The sequence below is a fragment of the Maribacter luteocoastalis genome (assembly GCF_048890225.1).
Taxonomy (GTDB): domain Bacteria; phylum Bacteroidota; class Bacteroidia; order Flavobacteriales; family Flavobacteriaceae; genus Maribacter; species Maribacter luteocoastalis.
In genome coordinates, this window is the sequence record NZ_JBMFZG010000003.1 from 625,601 (window position 1) to 646,409 (window position 20,809).

General features: G+C 36.3%; 20 protein-coding genes. 11 read left to right on the forward strand and 9 right to left on the reverse strand.

Annotation, left to right across the window (positions count from 1 at the left end; all coding sequences use genetic code 11):
• Window position 1 precedes the first annotated feature (1 nt).
• From ACOCEA_RS10070 to ACOCEA_RS10080, 3 genes are all read right to left on the reverse strand, one after another.
• A complete protein-coding gene (locus tag ACOCEA_RS10070) occupies window positions 2-319 on the reverse strand; it encodes a hypothetical protein (RefSeq protein WP_420756104.1) in 318 nt (105 codons plus the stop codon).
• Window positions 320-405: 86 nt separating this feature from the next.
• Window positions 406-786, reverse strand: a complete 381-nt coding sequence (locus tag ACOCEA_RS10075; protein WP_420756105.1) for a hypothetical protein — start codon at window positions 784-786, stop codon at window positions 406-408.
• Between the two features lie 119 nt (window positions 787-905).
• On the reverse strand, window positions 906-1,409 hold the full coding sequence (locus tag ACOCEA_RS10080; RefSeq protein WP_420756106.1) for a hypothetical protein: 504 nt from the start codon (window positions 1,407-1,409) through the stop codon (window positions 906-908).
• A gap of 734 nt (window positions 1,410-2,143) precedes the next feature.
• Between ACOCEA_RS10080 and ACOCEA_RS10085 the strand changes: the two genes are divergently transcribed.
• The 5 genes from ACOCEA_RS10085 to galK all read left to right on the forward strand — a co-directional run bounded on the left by ACOCEA_RS10085 (window position 2,144) and on the right by galK (window position 9,303).
• Complete coding sequence (locus tag ACOCEA_RS10085) at window positions 2,144-3,097, forward strand: septum formation inhibitor Maf (RefSeq protein ID WP_420756107.1); 954 nt, start codon at window positions 2,144-2,146, stop codon at window positions 3,095-3,097.
• 4 nt (window positions 3,098-3,101) lie between these two features.
• Window positions 3,102-3,668, forward strand: a complete 567-nt coding sequence (locus ACOCEA_RS10090) for a mechanosensitive ion channel domain-containing protein (protein WP_420756108.1) — start codon at window positions 3,102-3,104, stop codon at window positions 3,666-3,668.
• Between the two features lie 78 nt (window positions 3,669-3,746).
• On the forward strand, window positions 3,747-6,278 hold the full coding sequence (locus tag ACOCEA_RS10095; protein WP_420756109.1) for a PIG-L family deacetylase: 2,532 nt from the start codon (window positions 3,747-3,749) through the stop codon (window positions 6,276-6,278).
• Window positions 6,279-6,389: 111 nt separating this feature from the next.
• Window positions 6,390-8,126, forward strand: a complete 1,737-nt coding sequence (locus ACOCEA_RS10100; RefSeq protein ID WP_420756110.1) for a sodium:solute symporter family protein — start codon at window positions 6,390-6,392, stop codon at window positions 8,124-8,126.
• A gap of 19 nt (window positions 8,127-8,145) precedes the next feature.
• A complete protein-coding gene (gene galK, locus ACOCEA_RS10105; RefSeq protein ID WP_420756111.1) occupies window positions 8,146-9,303 on the forward strand; it encodes a galactokinase in 1,158 nt (385 codons plus the stop codon).
• A gap of 73 nt (window positions 9,304-9,376) precedes the next feature.
• On the opposite strand, the gene ACOCEA_RS10110 is transcribed toward galK, so the two are convergent.
• Both ACOCEA_RS10110 and ACOCEA_RS10115 read right to left on the reverse strand, forming a co-directional pair.
• Window positions 9,377-10,222: a DUF2911 domain-containing protein gene (locus ACOCEA_RS10110; protein ID WP_420756112.1), complete on the reverse strand. Its 846-nt coding sequence runs from the start codon at window positions 10,220-10,222 to the stop codon at window positions 9,377-9,379.
• A gap of 91 nt (window positions 10,223-10,313) precedes the next feature.
• Window positions 10,314-11,483: a hypothetical protein gene (locus ACOCEA_RS10115; RefSeq protein WP_420756113.1), complete on the reverse strand. Its 1,170-nt coding sequence runs from the start codon at window positions 11,481-11,483 to the stop codon at window positions 10,314-10,316.
• Window positions 11,484-11,660: 177 nt separating this feature from the next.
• On the opposite strand from ACOCEA_RS10115, the gene ACOCEA_RS10120 reads away from it, so the two are divergent.
• Genes ACOCEA_RS10120 through ACOCEA_RS10130 form a run of 3 tightly spaced genes read left to right on the forward strand, consistent with a single transcriptional unit; the run spans window position 11,661 to window position 14,165 of the window.
• Entirely contained in the window at window positions 11,661-12,158 is a 498-nt protein-coding gene (locus tag ACOCEA_RS10120; RefSeq protein WP_420756114.1) for an SRPBCC family protein, read from the forward strand.
• Window positions 12,159-12,848, forward strand: coding sequence for an SDR family NAD(P)-dependent oxidoreductase (locus tag ACOCEA_RS10125; protein WP_420756115.1), 690 nt, complete (start codon window positions 12,159-12,161; stop codon window positions 12,846-12,848).
• Window positions 12,849-14,165, forward strand: coding sequence for a cryptochrome/photolyase family protein (locus tag ACOCEA_RS10130; protein WP_420756116.1), 1,317 nt, complete (start codon window positions 12,849-12,851; stop codon window positions 14,163-14,165).
• On the opposite strand, the gene ACOCEA_RS10135 is transcribed toward ACOCEA_RS10130, so the two are convergent.
• Window positions 14,166-15,221, reverse strand: a complete 1,056-nt coding sequence (locus ACOCEA_RS10135; protein ID WP_420756117.1) for a DUF6340 family protein — start codon at window positions 15,219-15,221, stop codon at window positions 14,166-14,168.
• Window positions 15,222-15,475: 254 nt separating this feature from the next.
• On the opposite strand from ACOCEA_RS10135, the gene ACOCEA_RS10140 reads away from it, so the two are divergent.
• Genes ACOCEA_RS10140 through ACOCEA_RS10150 form a run of 3 tightly spaced genes read left to right on the forward strand, consistent with a single transcriptional unit; the run spans window position 15,476 to window position 18,407 of the window.
• Window positions 15,476-16,909: an amidohydrolase gene (locus ACOCEA_RS10140; protein ID WP_420756118.1), complete on the forward strand. Its 1,434-nt coding sequence runs from the start codon at window positions 15,476-15,478 to the stop codon at window positions 16,907-16,909.
• Window positions 16,910-16,946: 37 nt separating this feature from the next.
• Entirely contained in the window at window positions 16,947-17,390 is a 444-nt protein-coding gene (locus ACOCEA_RS10145) for a VOC family protein (RefSeq protein ID WP_420756119.1), read from the forward strand.
• Window positions 17,391-17,417: 27 nt separating this feature from the next.
• The gene (locus ACOCEA_RS10150) at window positions 17,418-18,407 is read left to right on the forward strand and encodes a pirin family protein (protein ID WP_420756120.1); all 990 of its coding nucleotides are present in this window, start codon (window positions 17,418-17,420) and stop codon (window positions 18,405-18,407) included.
• Window positions 18,408-18,413: 6 nt separating this feature from the next.
• On the opposite strand, the gene murA is transcribed toward ACOCEA_RS10150, so the two are convergent.
• The 3 genes from murA to ACOCEA_RS10165 all read right to left on the reverse strand — a co-directional run bounded on the left by murA (window position 18,414) and on the right by ACOCEA_RS10165 (window position 20,758).
• Complete coding sequence (murA, locus tag ACOCEA_RS10155) at window positions 18,414-19,721, reverse strand: UDP-N-acetylglucosamine 1-carboxyvinyltransferase (RefSeq protein WP_420756121.1); 1,308 nt, start codon at window positions 19,719-19,721, stop codon at window positions 18,414-18,416.
• A gap of 15 nt (window positions 19,722-19,736) precedes the next feature.
• Complete coding sequence (locus tag ACOCEA_RS10160; RefSeq protein ID WP_420756122.1) at window positions 19,737-20,387, reverse strand: DUF4290 domain-containing protein; 651 nt, start codon at window positions 20,385-20,387, stop codon at window positions 19,737-19,739.
• Window positions 20,388-20,470: 83 nt separating this feature from the next.
• Window positions 20,471-20,758 (reverse strand): DUF493 family protein, encoded by a 288-nt coding sequence (locus ACOCEA_RS10165; RefSeq protein ID WP_420756228.1) that lies wholly within the window; start codon window positions 20,756-20,758, stop codon window positions 20,471-20,473.
• Between the last annotated feature and the right edge of the window lie 51 nt (window positions 20,759-20,809).

The window sequence follows — 20,809 nt, forward strand, 5'->3', positions numbered from 1 at the left end:
CTTATGTTTTAATCTCATCCAAAAGCTCAATGTTTACCTCGTAAACCATTCGTGCGAGTCTTTTTACAGTAGCTTTTAAGGGTTCTGTATTTAACCTGTCCGCAAGTACGCAGGCGCACATTATTGAATGTTCAATCATTGCCTTCCTTTCATGAGGGGCAATATCGAAACGAGGGATATGTAGACTACCTGAGGGTTTTCCTACAGTTCCATAAGTAAGTAGACCATTGTTTCCTTTAATTAAATACTCTACCTCGTCTCCTACGTTAAAATGTTTGTTCTCCCTGTGGTTAGCCCTTAGGACTGTGAGGTCTTCCATTTTATACTCAAAGGAGTAGAAAAGTCCGTGTTCATTCTCATAAGTACCAAATGGTTTTACTCTTACGACTCTTGATAATATTTTGTTCATTGCCCTAAAATTCTTCTGACCTGACTTATTTCTTTTTTAAAATCAGTGGTCAATTCCTTCGCTATAGCGTTTATTCTCTCCTCTTTCGTTTCACACATGGGAGCTATCCAAGATTCTGGTATTATTTCCATGAGCCTGCCATTCCTAAAAACATATTTAGACCCGTCTGGCATTATTCTCTCTGCATCTATGAGCTTACCATTTATAGTAGCGTAATCACCTATAGTCGGGTTATCACCATTATTTAGGTAGGGAAATACAAGCACATCCTCCACTGTACCCCTCATTATAATTGTGTGTATTGCAGGGGAACATTTCTTTATTAACTGTAATTGGGACTTAGTTAAAGTCCCTCTCCTTGATTTTATTTTTATCATGGTAAATCATTTTTTAGTCAAGATTTAAAGAGGGATTTTACGGTATTCTACCTACCCTCTTTAAAATTTTAAATAGTCTATTTATATCCTATACTATATAGTTTATCTGCCTATCTAATTTATTCTCGAACGAAAGCTAACATTGCGACATTATACTTTAACTCTCCATTTTGTATAGTCAAGGCTCTTCTTTCTTGCCTTGAAAGCATATTGAATTTCTCAATAAACTCCTGAACCATGTAAACCGCATCTTGGTATTCCTCGGCTACATACTCAGTGGCCTTTTGGCGTAAGATGTCCATGGCCTCAGGCTTTTGAACGACCTTTAGATTTTTCACCTCTGCCAGTTCCTCGCTTATTTCAGGTCTGGTTGAGTTAACGAGACTCAAGTACAAGGTTCTGAAACCTTGTGAGTCAGCTCCAAAGGCCAGATTACGATAGCCGAGCTTCTCAATATAAGCCTCGACCTCTGCCCTTGATTGAAAACTCTCGTTCAAATGTGAGTTGATTTGGGCGATGATAGATAGATGCTCCGTGAGCTGGTCTATCTTAAACTCTAATTCTTTGCGTAGTTTAACCAGCTTACTGCTGTCGGTATACGCAACCGTTCTCTCTTTTTTCATAAAAAAGTTATTAATAAATAATTGTTTCTAGCCTTCTTTTGGCACGGCATCAGCTATAGTCCGTTTTATGTTCAATTAGGTATCCTTGAAAATACTCTCTTCTCATTTGATTAAAAATAAGAGAGGCTTTTCAACCCCTCTTTTTTTAAAAGCGATTATGATGGAAAAATGAGAGCTAAAACAGGGCGTTTAAGCGTTTATCTCGTCCGCTCAAACAAAGTATTCCTTACCTTTAGAAAAGTCTTTTAGAACACCTTAAATTTGGTTCAAACCTGAGTTGTCTTATCGTTAAATATGCAAGTCATTTTATTGTTCTCCTATATTTGAATAAGAGTTTTTCAAATACGAATTAGTAAATGGAAAAGCAGATTTAGTATTAGTTTAACATATTGTCATGATTTAATAACGGGTCAAGTCGTTTAATTTGAGGGATAAAATTATTCCATAAGTGACGATGAAAAAACCGTAGTTTCTAAGAGTTATAAACGTCAATTTTATATTTGGACAGTCCGATTTTATAATTTAATAGGTAGAATGAATACATAACAAATGTAGTTGGCTTACCAACGAACCTCGTATACAAAACGTTAACAGACATGGTAGGCTAATCCTTTTTGATTAATTTTAGTAAACTACTTTAGAGATAGCTCACGAGGTAGTTACATGAAATAATACTAATTCGACACATGTGTCCTACGTATTTAATCTCGATTTTCGAATAAAACTTCGCAATTATGTTTAAAAAATGGTTACGATTTGAAACGGCAGTACTGCTGGCCGCCGTTTTATTTTCATTGCTTAATTCTTGTAAGGACCAGACAAATGATACGGATAATGTACCTTCTTCAGAAAAGGCCGTTAATAAAAATAAGAGCCAAAAAGTACAGCTGTCGGATGAGTTTAAATCGTACTGGTATGCTGGCGATGCAGAAATTAGTTCATATAAACTAGAACAGGCCAGATATGGGGAATTAAGAGATGGCAATGCGGTATTAATATATGTTACAGAACCATTTTTACCTGAATTACAAGTGAAAGCAGATGAAAGCGACCCATCAAATATTCCAGTTTTAAAACTTAATGCAACTAAGAATTATATAACCGGCATTTACCCTTATTCTATTATGACCAGTAGTTTTTATCCGGTATATGATAATGAACATGCCCTTAAGGTTTCTTTTTCATCGCAAGAGTGGTGTGGTCACGTTTACGCACAAGTAAATAATAGGTCTGATTTTGAAATTATGTCCCATTCCTATTTTGGATCTGAAGCGGATCAAGAATTTCATTTAGAAAAAACTGTTTTGGAAAATGAAATATGGAACAAGATAAGGGTCAATCATAAAAATTTACCTGTAGGTGAAATATCTATGATTCCATCTTTGGAATATATTAGGTTGTCCCATAAAGAATTAAAGGCATATAAGGCAATAACATCTTTTAGTGAAAAGGATGATATAAGCATATATTCTATTGTCTATCCAGAATTACAGAGAACATTAAAAATATCTTTTATGAACTCATTTCCTTATACCATTGAAGGATGGACAGATTCATTTAAAGGAGGTTTTGGTCAGGCAGCTAAAATATTAACATCAACCGCAACAAAAATTAAGACCATTAAAAGTCCTTACTGGCAACAGAATAGTAATAAGGATTTATATTTGCGCGATAGTTTAGGATTATAGAAAAATGGAAGAATTTATTGCCATCCATAAGAGTGAACTGCTAAGCACCCTTATCATACTTATTTTAGCATTTACCGCTAAGCTTATTTTGACATCAATAGTCAGAAAAGTTGGGAAAATAGGTGAGTTCAATCAAGTAAGGACTAACCTTATTGTAAAATATATCTCTATTGGTTTAAGTCTAACTATTGGTGCCGCGTTGACTTTGGTTTGGGGCGTGAATTACAAAGATCTTGGGGTGTTGGTTTCCTCTGTATTTGCAGTAATAGGAGTTGCACTTTTTGCACAATGGTCTATTTTAAGCAATATTACAGCCGGAGTAATCATATTTTTCTCATTTCCCTTTAAAATTGGGAATACCATTCAAATACTTGATAAGGAACTCTTAGATTCTGAACATCTTGAAAAGGAAAATTTAATTATTGAAGATATTAAAGCCTTTCATTTACATTTAAGAAAAGCCAATGGTGAAGTATTAACGTATCCAAATAACATGATTTTGCAAAAAGGTGTCATTTTAGTTTCAACCTATAGAGAGCAGGAAGGGCAGGATTCAATTGGCGGATCATAGTTTGTTAAAGTACTTGTAAAAAAAGTTCGGTAGGTACTTAATCTTGTTATCTTTGAATTTAGACCAAAAACCAACAATATGCGCCTAATTTGGGTACTTTCTCTTTGCATACTTTTCTTATCGAAAAATAGTACAGCCCAGTCACCAAAAGAACATTCACCATCGGAGATTTACCATGCCATCCAAAAATTGAACTTTTTGGGTACTGCATTGTATATCGCTGCCCACCCTGATGATGAAAATACACGATTAATCTCGTATTTGTCCAATAATGTACATGCACGTACAGGATATCTGTCCTTAACACGTGGAGATGGGGGGCAAAACTTAATAGGACCAGAATTACGTGAACTACTGGGGGTGTTGCGGACACAAGAATTATTGGCCGCCAGAAGTATTGATGGCGGTGAACAGTTTTTTACCAGGGCCAATGATTTTGGGTATTCTAAACATCCTAAGGAAACATTGGAAATATGGAACAAGGAAGCCATTTTAGGGGATGTTGTTACAACGATAAGGAAATTTAGACCAGATATTATCATCAATAGATTTGATCACCGTAGTCCAGGAAGTACACATGGCCATCATACTTCATCTGCCATGTTAAGCATGGAGGCCTTTGATTTGGCAAATAATCCTGCCGCCTATTCTGATAGATTAAAAGGTACAGGAACTTGGCAGCCAAAAAGATTATTTTTCAATACGTCTTGGTGGTTCTACGGTAGCCAAGAAAAATTTGATAAAGCTGATAAATCCAAAATGCTTAATGTAGATATAGGTGTTTACTATCCAATATTAGGTGTATCCAATAATGAAATTGCCTCTTTAGCAAGTAGCCAACATTTGTGCCAAGGCTTTGGAAGGTTAAGCTCTAGGGGCTCTGAAAATGAATATATAGAACTTCTAAAAGGTGATTTACCAGCTGATAAAAATAATTTATTTGATGGAATCAACACTACTTGGACAAGAATTGAAGGTGGTGCTAAAATTGGTGAAATTTTAAATAAGGTCCAATCAGATTTTAATTTTAAGGACCCATCCGTTCATTTAGAGGAATTAACAGCAGCCTATGTTCTTTTACAAAAAGTTAATGACGAGCATTGGAGAAACCAAAAAACAAAAGAGCTAAAAGCCATTATACTTGCTATTGCCGGTTTACATTTAGAATCCTTTACAAACGTAGGGTATTCAAACCCAAGCGAAAATATCAATATTAATATTGAGGCATTGAATAGGAGTAACCATAAAGTTATTATAGAATCTATTACCGTCAATGATCAAACCCAAACCCAAGAGCCCATTACATTAAGGAACAATGTGCTATTTGAACAAAAAATTGATTTTAAGATTCCCCTGAACACGACGTATACCAGTCCATATTGGTTAATGGAGAAGGGAAGCTTAGGCACGTATCGTGTTGATAATAAAGAGCTGATAGGCATGCCAGAAACGCCTAAGGCCTTTCAAGCAACGTTCAATTTAAAATTTAAGGATATTATCATTCCTTTTACTACTGACGTAGTATATAAATATGCCAAGCCCGATAAGGGAGAAATTTATCAACCATTTGAAATTATCCCAGAAGCCACAGCAAGTATAAAGGAAAAGGTAATCATTTTTGCAGATGGCACTTCAAAACAGATTCCAGTAACCATTAAAGCACACAAGGACAATATAACTGGCAGTGTTCGATTAAACTTTGATAACGGTTGGAATGTAGATCAGGAAACCCAAAATTTCAATATTACAAAAAAAGGTGACGAGCAGACCTTAGTGTTTACTATACATCCACCACAATTGGAAAGTGCAAGTTATATCTCCCCAATTATTAACATAAATGGTAAGGAAATAAGTAAGGAATTAGTCAGTATAGCTTATGATCACGTTCCTACACAAACCATTTTGCTGCCATCCGAAACCAAAGTCGTACGATTGAATATTGAGAAATCAGGAGAACATATTGGCTATATCATGGGGGCCGGTGATGAAGTGCCCACCAGTCTCGAGCAAATTGGTTACACTGTTCATTTACTAAATCCTGCAGATATCAATGAAGGATCATTAGAGAAATATGATGCTGTGGTATTGGGTATACGTGCCTATAATGTAGTTGAAGAACTACGTTTCAAACAAAAATTCATCTTTGATTATGTTGAAAAAGGAGGTAATGTTATTGTCCAATATAATACTGCCAGTAGGTGGGCAAGTCAATTTGAGAATATCGCCCCTTATAGCCTAGAAATTTCGAGAGACCGTGTTACCAACGAAAATTCTGAAGTAAACCTAATCGCACCAAATCATTCAATAGTTAATTTCCCTAACAAGATTCAGCAAGAGGACTTTAAGGGTTGGGTGCAAGAAAGAGGACTATACTTCCCAAATAAATGGGCAGAGCAATTTACACCTGTTCTTGAAATGAAAGATGAAGGGGAAAACGCGTCAAAAGGTAGTTTGTTAATTGCCCCTTATGGCAAAGGAAACTATATTTATACTGGACTAAGTTTCTTTAGGGAATTACCAGCCGGTGTACCAGGAGCATATAAACTTTTTTCCAACATGTTATCTGTAGGCAAAGATAAGTTAGAAAACAAAGAGCAAATAAAAGGATGAACCCAGAAAAAGATGATGCTAAAGGTTGGAAAAAAGAGTATACTATTGTGCTTGTTTTGAATCTTATTTATGTCCTAGTATTTTATTACCTAATGACATCATTTAAATAATATGGGAGCACTAGACTGGACCATTCTTAGTGGCACCTTGCTTTTTATTGTCTCATATGGTGTATGGAAAACCAGAGGTAGCAAAAACGTAAATGATTATGTAAGAGGCGGAAACCAAGCACAATGGTGGACCATTGGTTTATCTGTAATGGCTACACAAGCCAGTGCGATCACCTTTTTATCTACCCCAGGACAGGCCTTTCATGATGGTATGGGATTTGTACAATTTTATTTTGGCCTTCCATTGGCCATGATTATTATATGTATGGTCTTTGTGCCTTTGTATCATAGGATGAAAGTGTATACTGCTTATGAGTTTCTGGAAGGTAGATTTGATTTAAAAACCAGGTCCTTAACGGCAATACTTTTTCTTATGCAACGTGGTTTAGCGGCAGGGATTACCATTTTTGCACCATCAATAATTCTTTCTGCTGTTCTTGGTTGGGATTTGTGGACATTGAATATCATAATAGGCATTTTGGTAATTATCTATACTGTTTCTGGTGGTACAAAAGCGGTTAGTGTAACACAAAAACAGCAGATGTTCATAATCATGACGGGCATGTTCATCACCTTCTTTTTTATTTTAGGATATCTACCATCGGATATCACGTTTAGTAAAGCGTTAAAAATTGCCGGTGCCAGTAACAAACTTGATATCCTAGACTTTGATATGAATACCAAGAGCAGGTACACTTTTTGGAGTGGTATAACTGGAGGGCTGTTTTTGGCCTTGGCCTATTTTGGTACAGATCAAAGTCAGGTACAACGCTATCTTTCTGGAAAATCTATTCGAGAGAGTCAATTGGGACTTATATTTAATGGGATCCTAAAAATTCCGATGCAATTCTTTATTCTTTTGGTTGGGGTTATGGTGTTTGTTTTTTATCAATACAATCCGTCACCATTAAACTTTAATCCTTCTGCAACACAAGCCGTTATGGAATCTAATTTGGCAAACGACTATAAATTATTGCAAGAAGGCCAAGTTTTATTGGAAGCTGAAAAGCGAATTGCCCAGAATAAATTCTCAACAGCGCTTGATCTTAAGGAATTTACTGCGGTACAAGAAGCCAAACAGCAGATAATTGATATAAATAAAAAAGATAGTACGAATAGGGTTGCCGCAAAATCCATGATTAAACAGGCAAATGATTCTGTAGAAACGAATGATAAAGACTATGTTTTTATCCACTTTATATTACATAATTTACCAAGGGGCCTAATAGGTCTATTGTTAGCGGTAATACTTTCCGCAGCCATGTCTTCTACGGCTTCCGAACTAAATGCTCTGGGAACAATTACGGCATTAGATCTTTATAAACGAAATAAAAAAGAAGTTCGTTCAGAGAAGTACTATGTTAAAGTCTCCAAAATTTTTACACTTATTTGGGGTATAATAGCCATTTTAATAGCATGTATAGCCGATTTATTTGATAACCTGATTCAGCTTGTAAATATCATAGGTAGTATATTTTATGGCAACGTTCTTGGCATATTTTTGTTGGCATTCTTCTTTAAGTTCGTAAAAGGCAACGCTGTATTTTTTGCAGCAATAATCACACAAATAATTATTTGTGTGATTTACTACAACCTCATACATATCTACCCTAGTGGAGAGGAAAAGCTTGGTTATCTTTGGTTAAATTTTATAGGGGCTGCAATGGTCATATTAATCGCTTTGTTTTTTGAGGCATTTGATAGAGTTCTTAAAAGACCATTAATAAATAGCCAGTAAATCTTGCAATACCAAAACAATGATTGCCGAAGTAATTAAGAATTCATTTCAATCAAAATATAATAATCGACCATTACTTATAAAATCCCCAGGTAGAATAAACTTGATAGGCGAGCACACAGACTATAATCTTGGTTTTGTAATGCCTGCAGCCATAGAAAAAGCCATATATTTTGCTATACAGGAAAATGATTCCAAGCACATTAATATAGAAACCTTTTTAACATCCCCTGAGCAAATAACATTTGATCTAAATGGAAAAACTAACGAGTTTTCCTCTTTTTGGGGCAATTACTTTAAGGCCATATTAAAAATATTACGGGATAAAAAGTATAATTTAAAAGGCTTTGACTGCGTTTTTGGAGGGGATATCCCTATTGGTTCTGGTCTCTCCTCTTCTGCTGCTCTTTGTTGTGGGTTTATATATGCAGTTTCTGAACTATTAGATTTGGGGATCAACAAAGCGGAGATTGCCTTAATTGCCCAAAAAGCTGAACACAATATAGGTTTAAACTGTGGTCTTATGGACCAATATGCCGTACTGTATGGCAAAAAATCCAATGCGTTGTTCTTAGATTGTAAAACACTTGACCATAAACATATACCTATTAATCTTCATGGCTATAGTTGGGTGCTGATTAATTCTAATATAAAGCACAATTTAGCAGTAGATTCTGAATACAACAAACGAAGGGAATCATGCGAATTGGTGGTAAATCATTTAAGGCAGTCCAACACAGAAATTAACTCATTAAGGGATGTGAAACTAGCAGACCTTAATTCCATTAAAAATGAAATCCCATCAACGGATTTTAAAAGGGCCAACTATATTTTGGAAGAGAACAGTAGAGTAGAAAAAATGAAGAATGCCTTAGAAAGTGGTAACGCTAATAAGGTTGGTGCACTGTTATTGGAAGGTCACAATGCCATGTCTAAAGAATATGAGATTACCACCAAAGAATTGGATCTTTTGGTGTCAATTGGTCAAAAACTTAAAGGTGTTATAGGTTCAAGAATGATGGGTGGTGGATTTGGTGGTTGCACCATCAACCTAGTTAAAACAAATTTAGTTGAGGATAGTATTACTAGTTTAATATCTACTTACAAAGAAGAAACAGGTATTGATGCTGAAGTGTATGAGTTGCATATTGGCGATGGTGTACATATAATTTCTTAGTTTATAACAAAAATAAAACCCGTAAACTAATACTTAGTTTACGGGTTTTATTTTTATAATCGCCATTGCTTACTTACATTCCTCCCCACTCTTTAAGGGAATCTGTGTTCATTTTTACATAATCGTCATTACCGGCTTCTTTAGCACCAGCCAAAGATTTTTTAGCAGCTTCAATAGCTCCTTTTGTATCCCCAGCTTTTGCCAATATTAACGACTGTTGTCTTAACTGCCAAAAAGCAGGTTTTTCAGTCATTTCCATTGCTTTTTCCATCCACTCTTTTGCTTTGTTAATATCCTTTTCTTCAGAAGCGTAATATACCGCCGCCGCATAAAAATCACCTGCACTTGGACCAGCCAAAGCCTTATCAATTGAACCCATGACAGCAGCATCGGTAGGTACTTCAAAAGGAACCCCTACATAAACATTTTCCCATAAAATACCTAAAATTGCACCGTTACTTGCAACATTATCTATGGTTATGGTAAAGGTCTCTATTGGTTCTTCCATTTTATAGACAGGCACTGTAGCTTTTGCGACAATTTTACTTTCGTCCCAATCACTTGGTGTACCACCACCAATAATATCTGTGTAAAAGAAAATTTCCCAATTTGATTCACCAGGCTTTGAGAAGATGGAATAGGTTCCTGACTTAACTTCGGTCCCATTAACAGTAAAGTCCGTATCAAATGAAATTTTGGTATACGCATTTGCACCTGTTCTCCACAACTTATTATAAGGAACAAGATTGCCAAATACTTGTCTACCTCTCATTGAAGGCCTAGAATAATCTAGAGTTACTTCTGTTAAACCAACCATTTGTGTAAGTTTAGAAGCTGGACTTGGGGCTGGCGTATTAATCTGGGCTTCAAGGGAAAGAGAAGCCGCGATTGCCAATAAAAAGAGTACTACTTTGTTCATGATTTATGTTTTTTAGTATTCCAACAAAACTAAATATAAACCAAAGCGAGTTTAGTTAATTATATCTTAAATAAAGATGAAATTAGCGTTGTTAATAAGACAAAAACCCTTTGGAAACTATAGCATCTGAAAAATAAACGACAAAATAATGCACTGCATTTGGTAAGTGGTTTGTCAAAACACCTTCTTTCATCAAATCGGAGTCTAATGAATGCCAAACAAGTTTTCCATAAACATCGTATATGCGAAGCCCATAGAGTTTTTTATCCGAGTTTATCTCAAATTTCAGTTCATTTGATGACGCATCTTTATACAGAATAAGAACTTCTTCATCTATCTGCCCAATAGGTTCTGGTTCCTCCGGTTTAGGTTCTTCTGGTAAAGGATCGGGCTCAGGGTTTTGTTCCGACTGGTATTCAAATTTGAACAATCTAGAACTAGAGGTTATACTAGGCGAAGCCCTTGTAAAATATTCGGAGGTAAAATAATAATTGCCGAGAGTATCGCTTGTTAATCCTTCTACTTGAGCTATACCAATATCCAAATCGGTTCTTGTTCCAGTGTCATTGAATATGTCCGTTTTGGTAATATCGGTGTATGAAACTACAAAAGGTGCTAAAAAACTATTATACCCTATAATAAACAAGGTTTTAGTTTCTGTATTGTAATGTGCATCGGTTATCAAACCCATGTTAATTACTACATCCCGTTGCTCCGCAACATGATTACCGGGAGTCTTTGGAAAAGCATAGGCCACTGATCCAGAACTTTGCCATTGCTTTGTTAAGACAATTAACTCATCCCCAAATACAAAAAAAGCTTCAGCATCCCAATCACTATTACCATTATCCTCAAATTGGGTTTGGTCTTCGTACGTAAAACCTATGGTCTCCGCCATAACAGTATCAGAAGTGTTATAATCAGATTTTGAAATCCGATATACTTTAAGGTTGGTTCTAGTACCTACATTATTCCCAAAATCACCAATATAAATATAGGATTCATCCTGACTTAAGGCTTCCCAATCAATATTCTCAATATTAGAAACGGTGACGGTTCGTGCTATTTGTCTTGATAGCGTATCTAACTCAAAGAGTTGTGGTGTCCCCCCAGAATCGTTGTGAGTAATAAGTCGACCGTTGTAATATATTAATCCCGAGGTCTCCCATATATCATTTGGCAACTCCCCAATATCCTTAACTACATCCTGTCCTAAGGCCAAAGTACTCCAAACGAATAATACAACATAAAATAATCGCATAGCAAATAAAAAAGAGAGGTTAAATTACAAAACAAATTATGGAATTGTGATTTTATAAGTTTTCTGAAATAGTTAAACGATGAAATGCATTTTTAGTTAAACAAATTATTTTATTTTGTTTAACTAAATTTATTTTTTATTAAACAATATTGAAATTACCTTTGTTAAAACAGAGCTATGAAATTATATCAATTACGTGCAAAACAATCCATGCCAATATCTAAAATAGAAGCTTGGGATTTTTTATCTGACCCTGCTAATTTAAAGGTAATAACCCCAGAACATATGGGTTTTCATATTCTATCTGGCGCAGATAAAGACATGTTTCCCGGACAAATAATTCAATATACAGTAAAACCTTTTCCTGGCCTTAGTACCAAATGGGTAACTGAGATCACCCATGTTAAAGAAGGCGAGTATTTTGTAGATGAACAAAGGTTCGGACCTTATGCCTTATGGCATCATAAACACTTTATAAAAGAGATACCTGGTGGCGTGGAGATGGAAGATATCATTGATTATAAAATTCCATTCGGAATTTTGGGACAACTCGCCCATCCACTAATTGTAAAAAGACAACTAAAACAAATATTTGATTACCGAGAAGGTAAACTTATTGAAATTTTTGGTGAAATAATAGGTAGACCAAAAAGTATAGAATTTAAATCATTTTAAATGAAAAATATATTACTAATAGGAGGCTCACATGGCATTGGGGCCTCAATAGTTACCAAAATACAAGAAAATAACAAGGTATATGTCGCCTCAAGGACCAACGAAAACCTACAACATGAAAATGTGGTCCATATTCCTTTCGATGCTACTAAGGATGTATTGGACGAAAGCCATCTACCGGAACAAATAGATGGTTTTGTATATTGTCCTGGAAGTATTAACCTAAAACCCTTTAAGATGATGGGACTTGATACTTTTGAGGCGGATATGAACTTAAATTTCTTCAGTATGGTCAAGGTTGTAAAGAAGATAATTTCAAAAATGGGAGATTCTGGAAGCATGGTACTTTTTAGCACGGTAGCGGTTGGTACCGGAATGCCTTTTCATACTAGTGTTGCCGCCGCAAAGGGTGCCATAGAGGGCTTTGCTAAATCAATGGCTGCAGAGTATGCGCCAAAACTACGTGTTAATGTTATTGCTCCTTCTTTGGTAGACACCCCGTTAGCAGGCCGGTTGTTAAATAACGATAAAAAAAGGGAAGCCATGGGTGACCGACATCCTTTAAAGAGAGTGGGAAACACAGATGATATTGCAGAAATCACGACCTTTTTACTGGGTGATAAAAGCACATGGATAACAGGTCAGATTATAGGTGTTGATGGTGGCCTTTCTACCCTAAACATTAATTAAATGAAAAAAGACAAAGTGACCATATTTTGGTTTCGGAGGGATTTAAGGTTGGATGATAATGTTGGTTTCTTAGAAGCCTTAAAAACCGATTATCCCGTTCTGCCCTTATTTATTTTTGATACGGAAATATTAGATAAACTGCCTATAGACGATGCTAGGGTAACGTTTATTTTTAATGCCTTACAACAAATGAGAACTGAGCTACAAAAAGAGTATGGTAGTTCTATCGCCATTCTTAAGGGAAAACCTTTAGATATATTCAAAAAGCTACTTGTTGATTATGATGTAAGAAATGTTTTTACCAATAGGGATTATGAACCCTATGCAAAGCAACGGGATGAGGAAGTTAATCGCCTATTAAAAAATGAAGGTGTAGTTTTTCAAACTTTTAAGGACCAAGTAATATTCGAAAAATCCGAAATTGTTAAGGAAGATGGTAATCCATATGTGGTGTATACCCCCTATAAAAATAAATGGAAGGAAAAATTTAATCCTGGGTCAGATTTATATTTCCAGAATACCAGCCAATATTTAAAAAATGTAGTAGAACACACCCAATTACCTAATCTAACACTTTCAGACTTGGGGTTTAAACGTTCAAAAATTACGGTTCCAGATTATGAAGTTTCCCCTACCCTAATCCAAAATTATGAAGCAACAAGAAACTATCCTGCCAAAGAAAATGGAACCTCTAGATTAGGTCCGCATTTAAGGTTTGGCACGGTCTCCATAAGAAAAATGATAAAAAAGGCCATTGCAGAAGAAAATGAGGTCTTTTGGAGCGAGTTGATATGGAGAGAGTTTTTTATGCAGATATTGTGGCATTTTCCGCATACTAAGGATAAAGCCTTTAGACCAAAATATGACCGTATCGTATGGCGCAATAATGAAGGGGAATTTGAAAAATGGAAAAAAGGCATTACTGGTTATGCCCTTGTTGATGCGGGTATGAGAGAACTAAATGCCACGGGGTATATGCACAATCGCGTTCGCATGTTGGTAGCCAGTTTTTTGTGTAAACACCTTTTAATAGACTGGCGTTGGGGAGAGGCTTATTTTGCTGAAAAATTATTGGATTATGATATGAGTGCCAATGTAGGCAATTGGCAATGGGCTGCAGGGAGTGGAGTTGATGCAGCACCCTATTTCCGTATTTTCAATCCTATGACCCAAGTAGATAAGTTTGATAAGCAAAAAGAATACATCAACAAATGGGTTCCCGATTTACAGGAGCTAACTTATCCAGAAAAAATGGTAGACCATAAAATGGCCCGGGAACGCTGCTTGGAAACGTATAAAGAAGCCCTAAACAATTAATTATTTAGATAATTGATTAAGGGATGCTTCTAGCTCTTGCTGCTCTGCAATGCGTCTCCTAAGGATATTCACATAAGTTAAGGCCAGTTTGTTCTCATAATCAGAATAAGATACAGAAGCCATTTCTAATGCCTTATCCAAATCTCCATGTATTTCATTTATTATCGCCATGTTGTAATAGGCCCTTCCTGCAATTTTTAATTTTGGATTATCTAGCTCAGATGCCCATAGATCGGCGGCACCATCCCAGTTGCCCGTTCTGGCCCTTCTCATGGCTATTTTAAAATTATTGCTGCCCTTCACAAAATAATCCCTAGCTACCCTAATTCGCATTGGCCTGGTCTGCAGCGCATATGCGACACCCACATTATTACTTATTTGCATTACCCCTTCTTTTCTTCCAGCAATAGCCTCAAAAGCTTTGACCGGATTAATTCCTTCACCTACTGAAGTTAAATAATCATTGAAAATATGCTCATCCAATACGCTTCTTGTCAAAGGGTCATATACTCTCCATCCATTTTTAATAACGGTATTCAAGGTAACCTTATGACCTGGTATTCCAACCCTAATCCCTAAGTTGTTAGGGAGCATAACTGTTCCAAGTTCATAATTAGCTGCCGTATCAGTATCATAAAACTCAAGGGAAAAAAGAATATCCACATCATTCTCTTCACATATACGATCTACTGATTCCGATGGTAACGCAGCAGGAAAAACACCTAAGCCTTTACGCTGTTCTTCCACATCATCAATAAGCTTCACCACTTCATATCGGTCGTCCCTAATCAATTCATCCAAAAGACCATTGATGGAAAATTCTGCGCCTTCTTTATCCAAATTAAGCCCTTCAAGGGATAAAATCTTATCCAATTTATCAAGTTTATTATTTTCCTCTGAAGGAATACTCCTGTTGATTATTCCAATTTTAGTAACCTCTGATGGAACAGCTATTCTTGCTGGCTGTGTAACCCCTAAAGTAAGCCTGTTGGTTGAACCACAAGATATAGTGGTGAGCAATACCACAATTATGAAAAGAAAATAAGTAGTTCTCATATCTATTTTTTTGGGACTTAATGTATACATAACGAAAAATCATGCCAATAATTATATTGATTGCATAGCTACTAATTCCACCAAGTTGATTTAAGTTTAGATTTTGACAGTTTAAATTCCATATTTTTATCAAAATCACTTCTAAACGAACGTTTATGAAATTATTTAAAGAGGTATCTTTACTGTATCACACTTTTGCCAACAAAAGTGTTAACGACATTTCAATTACATAATTACCAAAACTAATTATACCTATGAATGTGAATAAATTCATCCCCCTATTATTAATATCATTTGGTATTTCAGGCGTTTACAGTCAAAAAATAAGTAAGAACAAAAAAGAAATTATTTCATCTGTTGAAACCCACAAAGAACAATTAATAAAGATAAGCGATTCTATTTGGGCTTTGGCAGAAACAGCCTTTGACGAAAGTGAATCTTCAAGAATCCTAGCAGATTACGCCGAAAAAAATGGATTGCATGTTACCAGGGGTGTAGCAGATATACCAACAGCCTTTACCGCAACCTATGGGTCTGGAAAACCGGTAATAAGTATTTTGGGGGAATTTGACGCTTTACCAGGTATATCCCAAAAAGCATCACCGGTAAAAGAACCTCTTGATGCTGGGGCCGCTGGCCATGGTTGTGGACATAATATGTTTGGCACCGCCAGTCTTGGTGCCGCCATAGCTATTAAGGAGCTTATGGAAGCTGGCAAAATAAAAGGCACCCTAAAGTTTTTAGGGACCCCAGCAGAAGAAAAGTATTTTGCAAAGGTTTGGATGGTAAAAGCAGGACTATGGGAGGATGTGGATGTTAATATTAGCTGGCATCCTAATGCAGGAATAGAGGCTGATGTTCAAAGCGGACTTTCACTTATAGATTTTATAGTGGAATTTTACGGCCAGACTGCACATGCCTCAGCAGACCCTTGGAATGGGCGAAGTGCTTCCGATGCCTTGGAATTATATACAACTGGTATAAATTATTACAGGGAACATATTTTACCGACCTCACGAATTCACTATCATATTCAGGATGGTGGTCAAGTGGTTAACGTAGTTCCTGATTATGCCAAATTATGGGTACGTGTACGTGATCCTAAACGTTCTAAAATGTTGCCCACTTATGAACGCGTAAAAGAAATGGCAGAGGGAGCCGCTATAATGGCAAATGTAGACTACAAAATTTCATTAGTTTCTGGTATCTATGAAACCTTAGTGAACCGTTCTGGAGGGGAAATAATGCAGAGGAATTTAGAATTACTAGGGCCTATTAGCTACACGCCAGAAGAGGACGCTTTTGGAAAGGCTATTCAAAAAGCAACAGGTAAACCAGAAGTGGGAATGGATAGTAACGTATATCCGTTAAAAGAAACAGAAAAAAATCCAGGAGGAGGTTCTACAGATGTGGGTGATGTAAGCTGGAACGTACCCAATATTAATCTTCGTGTAACGGTTGCTCCAAAAGATACACCTTGGCACTCGTGGGCAGTTGTTGCTTGTGGTGGTATGTCTATTGGCCATAAGGGAATGGTATATGCTTCCAAGGCCATGGGCATGACCATGTTAGATCTTTTCGAAAATCCGAAGTTGGTGACCAAGGTTAAAGAAGAATTTAAAGAAAGAAAGGGGGATGAAGTCTATGAACCAATGATAGACGGCCCACCACCAATTACGGGTAAATAAACAAAAACCAATAAAAAATTATCAATTAAATTTAAAAATGAATAAGAACATTATCATTTTAGCATTATGCTTTAGCACCTTAGTCTCTGCACAATCATTTGACTTTAAGTATGACCATTACTCCTTTATCGTAAAGGATTTAAAGACTACAGGCGATTTTTACAAAAATATACTGCAACTTACCGAAATACCCCATCCATCTGACCCAGATAATTTTAGATGGTTTAAAATAGACGGTAATTCCCAATTACACCTTATTGGCAAAGATAGTGTAGCTATGAAGCACAGTAAAAGTGTACATTTATGTTTGGCCACAGAGAATTTAGATGGGTTGATCCAGTATTTAGAAGAAAAGGATTTTCCTTATTCCGATTGGCCTGGAAAAGCAAATTCTGTTACCCTTAGAGCAGATGGGGTAAGACAAATTTATGTACAAGATCCTGAAAATAACTGGGTAGAGATCAATAACGCCGCCCATTAAAAAACGTTTCTAAGATTTATAACAAACATGGTTAAAAATATATTCCCATTAGGATTTCCATGGCAAACCCAAGATCCTTATTTATTCTGTGTGTACCATCTTGACCACTATCCAATAGGCAATGAAGAAATGGGTCCCAAAGCATCACTTGAAGGAAGGAACTTAGGCAATGATTTTACGTTGAAGGATGGATGGCGAATGTACCATGGACAGACTATTCCAGGTTTTCCGGCACATCCACATCGTGGGTTTGAAACTATTACCATTGTAAACAAAGGCTTTTGCGACCATTCAGATTCTTTGGGTGCCGCAGGTCGTTTTGGTCAAGGGGATGTACAATGGATGACCGCAGGCAGTGGTGTACAACATTCAGAAATGTTTCCTCTTTTAAATACTGACAAAGCGAATACTTTGGAGCTTTTTCAAATATGGCTGAACCTTCCAAAAGTAAATAAGTTTGCAGAGCCCCATTTTAAAATGCTTTGGCATGAGGATATCCCAATCTTAACATTAGACACTGCCGTGGTAAAAATTATTGCTGGAAACTTTAATAATACCATTGCACTTGAACCAGCGCCAAATTCCTGGGCTTCAGACAACAATAACCAAGTGGCTATTTGGAATATACATATTGAAAAAAACGGTTCTGTTACCTTACCCATTGCCGATAAAGAACTAAATAGAACTCTTTATTTCTACGACGGAGATTATATAACTATTGATGATGAAACCGTTACCCCAAACCATGGAATAGAAGTTGATGCCTCAACAGAAATTCGAATTAAGGCTATTGGAAAAGAGGCACATATATTAGTACTGCAAGGAAAACCTATTAACGAACCTGTTGCCAAATACGGGCCTTTTGTAATGAATACGAATGAGGAATTACAAAAATCAATGGATGAATTTAGACTAACGCAATTTGGAGGATGGCCTTGGCCTTATCCAGATAATGTACATGATAAGGAAAAGGGTCGTTTTGCCAAATATCCAGATGGCACCTTAATTGAAAAATAAACCAAGTTAAACCCTATCTATTTTTGCCCCAATAGCCCTTAAACGTTCATCAATATTTTCGTAACCACGATCTATTTGTTCAATGTTGTGGATGGTAGATGTTCCTTTAGCGGAAAGTGCCGCTATTAATAAGGACACCCCCGCCCTAATATCTGGCGAAGTCATGGTAGTAGCCTTTAACGTAGATTTAAAATCATGGCCCATTATAGCAGCTCTATGAGGGTCACAAAGAATAATCTTAGCACCCATATCCAAAAGTTTGTCAACAAAAAAGAGACGGCTTTCAAACATTTTTTGATGAATGATCACTTCCCCTTTTGCCTGTGTTGCAACCACAAGTAGAATACTCAATAAATCTGGTGTAAGTCCTGGCCATGGTGCATCTGCTATGGTTAGGATACTCCCATCAATATAGTTTTGGATTTCATAACCATTGGTATGTTTAGGAATATAAATATCATCACCCTTGCGTTCTATTTTTATTCCTAATTTTCTAAATACGGTAGGTATCTGGCCTAGGTCGTCCCAGCTAACATTTTTTATGGTAAGTTCACTTTTGGTCATAGCGGCAAGACCTATCCAACTACCGATCTCAATCATATCCGGTAACATGGTATGCTCTGTACCCCCTAGTTGATCAACGCCTTCAATAACCAACAAATTAGAACCAATACCGGTAATTTTAGCGCCCATCCTATTAAGCATCTTACATAACTGTTGCAAATACGGTTCACATGCAGCATTATAAATAGTAGTTGTACCTTCGGCAAGAACCGCGGCCATTACAATATTAGCGGTTCCCGTTACTGATGCCTCATCCAATAACATATAGGTGCCTTTTAGCTTCTTAGCTTCTACACCATAAAAATACTCTTCCCTATTGTACCTAAATTTGGCTCCTAACTTTATAAATCCTTCGAAATGGGTATCTAATCGTCTTCTTCCTATCTTATCACCTCCAGGTTTTGGAATATAGCCTTTACCAAATCTCGCCAATAAAGGGCCAACTAACATTATTGAACCCCTTAAGCCTCTACCATCCTGTTTAAACTGGTCTGATTGAAGGTAATCCAGATTTATATCATCTGCCTTGAATGTATATGAACCTTTCCCTTTTTTCTGGATTTTAACCCCTAAATCCTCTAAAAGCGATATTAGCTTATTTACATCTACAATATCTGGTATATTGTTTATCGCAACCTTCTCTGAAGTTAATAAGACTGCACATAAAATTTGTAAAGCTTCATTTTTTGCACCTTGTGGTGTAATTTCACCTGATAGTGAGTGCCCTCCTTCTATCCTGAATGTTCCCATCTGTATATTTGGAAATTAGTAGCGTTTCTTTCCGCGATTGTTTCTTTGACCTTTTTTGCCAGTAGTTGTACGTGGTGTTTTGGCGACCCTGTTTTTTAGAAATTGTCCACTCTCCGTTAAACTTTCACCTCTAGCGGCAAGATCGATTTCACCATTACTTAACTCAAAAAGATGGTTGAATATGGCTTTATCATCCACCACATCCTTGTTCCAGTTCAAATAGCATTTTTTCATGTGGTTGGCAATAGCATATTCCAACCCTGAGCGCTTATCCCCTTTCTCCCATTCAACGGCCACATCAATCATTCGCTTAATATTATTTCCGTAAAATCTATATTTAGGGAAATTCTGTGGATACTCTAAAGGCTCAGGCCTTTTTTGTAATATTTCCTTTGATGTAATTGGAAATGGTGATTCTACATCCAATTTAAAATCGGACATAATAAACAACTGGTCCCATAACTTATGCTGGAAATCTGGCACATCACGTAAATGAGGCTGTAAATTACCCATTACACTAATGATAGACTGTGCAACTTTATTACGCTCCTCTGCATCTTCTATAGATACTGCGTAATCAACCATTTTTTGGAAATGGCGACCATATTCCGGAATGATCAATTGAGGTCGTTCCGTATTATACTCTAAATGTTCTACTAAATTCAAATTGGAAAATTTATCTTAAAAATGTTTGAAGAAGTATTCTTTTAACGTCCGCAAATTAAGAAAATTATAGGTGAAATACTATTTTACAATGAGATTACACCAGGTATCTCCCCCACTTCCTTATATTTTTTAATGACTTCATCGGGATTTTTAAGGTTAACCGTTATGGAAACACTCGTATACTTACCGTTTTTAGATTTTTTAGACTCTATAACCGCACCCGCATTATCAAATATAGAATGTATCTGTTGTATCTTTTCAATTTCGGTAAGTACAATGAATTTATATAGGTAATTGGAAGGCCAAACAGTAGTTATCTGTAATTGCTCCTTTAGCCTAATATAAAAATCCTCCGATTTTTTATCTTCCATCATCTTGTTTTTATGCAAAGATAAGGGGAAATCCCAAGTTTTTTAATAGCC

Bases quoted from the DNA above. Each gene is read 5' to 3' on its own strand.
- ACOCEA_RS10150 (WP_420756120.1), top strand. From the start codon at position 17,418: ATGGTTAAAAATATATTCCCATTAGGATTTCCATGGCAAACCCAAGAT.
- ACOCEA_RS10115 (WP_420756113.1), bottom strand. From the start codon at position 11,483: ATGCGATTATTTTATGTTGTATTATTCGTTTGGAGTACTTTGGCCTTA.
- ACOCEA_RS10165 (WP_420756228.1), bottom strand. From the start codon at position 20,758: ATGGAAGATAAAAAATCGGAGGATTTTTATATTAGGCTAAAGGAGCAA.
- ACOCEA_RS10130 (WP_420756116.1), top strand. From the start codon at position 12,849: ATGAAAAAAGACAAAGTGACCATATTTTGGTTTCGGAGGGATTTAAGG.
- ACOCEA_RS10125 (WP_420756115.1), top strand. From the start codon at position 12,159: ATGAAAAATATATTACTAATAGGAGGCTCACATGGCATTGGGGCCTCA.
- ACOCEA_RS10135 (WP_420756117.1), bottom strand. From the start codon at position 15,221: ATGAGAACTACTTATTTTCTTTTCATAATTGTGGTATTGCTCACCACT.
- ACOCEA_RS10075 (WP_420756105.1), bottom strand. From the start codon at position 786: ATGATAAAAATAAAATCAAGGAGAGGGACTTTAACTAAGTCCCAATTA.
- galK (WP_420756111.1), top strand. From the start codon at position 8,146: ATGATTGCCGAAGTAATTAAGAATTCATTTCAATCAAAATATAATAAT.
- ACOCEA_RS10090 (WP_420756108.1), top strand. From the start codon at position 3,102: ATGGAAGAATTTATTGCCATCCATAAGAGTGAACTGCTAAGCACCCTT.
- ACOCEA_RS10085 (WP_420756107.1), top strand. From the start codon at position 2,144: ATGTTTAAAAAATGGTTACGATTTGAAACGGCAGTACTGCTGGCCGCC.
- ACOCEA_RS10145 (WP_420756119.1), top strand. From the start codon at position 16,947: ATGAATAAGAACATTATCATTTTAGCATTATGCTTTAGCACCTTAGTC.
- ACOCEA_RS10100 (WP_420756110.1), top strand. From the start codon at position 6,390: ATGGGAGCACTAGACTGGACCATTCTTAGTGGCACCTTGCTTTTTATT.
- ACOCEA_RS10110 (WP_420756112.1), bottom strand. From the start codon at position 10,222: ATGAACAAAGTAGTACTCTTTTTATTGGCAATCGCGGCTTCTCTTTCC.
- murA (WP_420756121.1), bottom strand. From the start codon at position 19,721: ATGGGAACATTCAGGATAGAAGGAGGGCACTCACTATCAGGTGAAATT.
- ACOCEA_RS10120 (WP_420756114.1), top strand. From the start codon at position 11,661: ATGAAATTATATCAATTACGTGCAAAACAATCCATGCCAATATCTAAA.
- ACOCEA_RS10070 (WP_420756104.1), bottom strand. From the start codon at position 319: ATGGAAGACCTCACAGTCCTAAGGGCTAACCACAGGGAGAACAAACAT.
- ACOCEA_RS10095 (WP_420756109.1), top strand. From the start codon at position 3,747: ATGCGCCTAATTTGGGTACTTTCTCTTTGCATACTTTTCTTATCGAAA.
- ACOCEA_RS10080 (WP_420756106.1), bottom strand. From the start codon at position 1,409: ATGAAAAAAGAGAGAACGGTTGCGTATACCGACAGCAGTAAGCTGGTT.
- ACOCEA_RS10140 (WP_420756118.1), top strand. From the start codon at position 15,476: ATGAATGTGAATAAATTCATCCCCCTATTATTAATATCATTTGGTATT.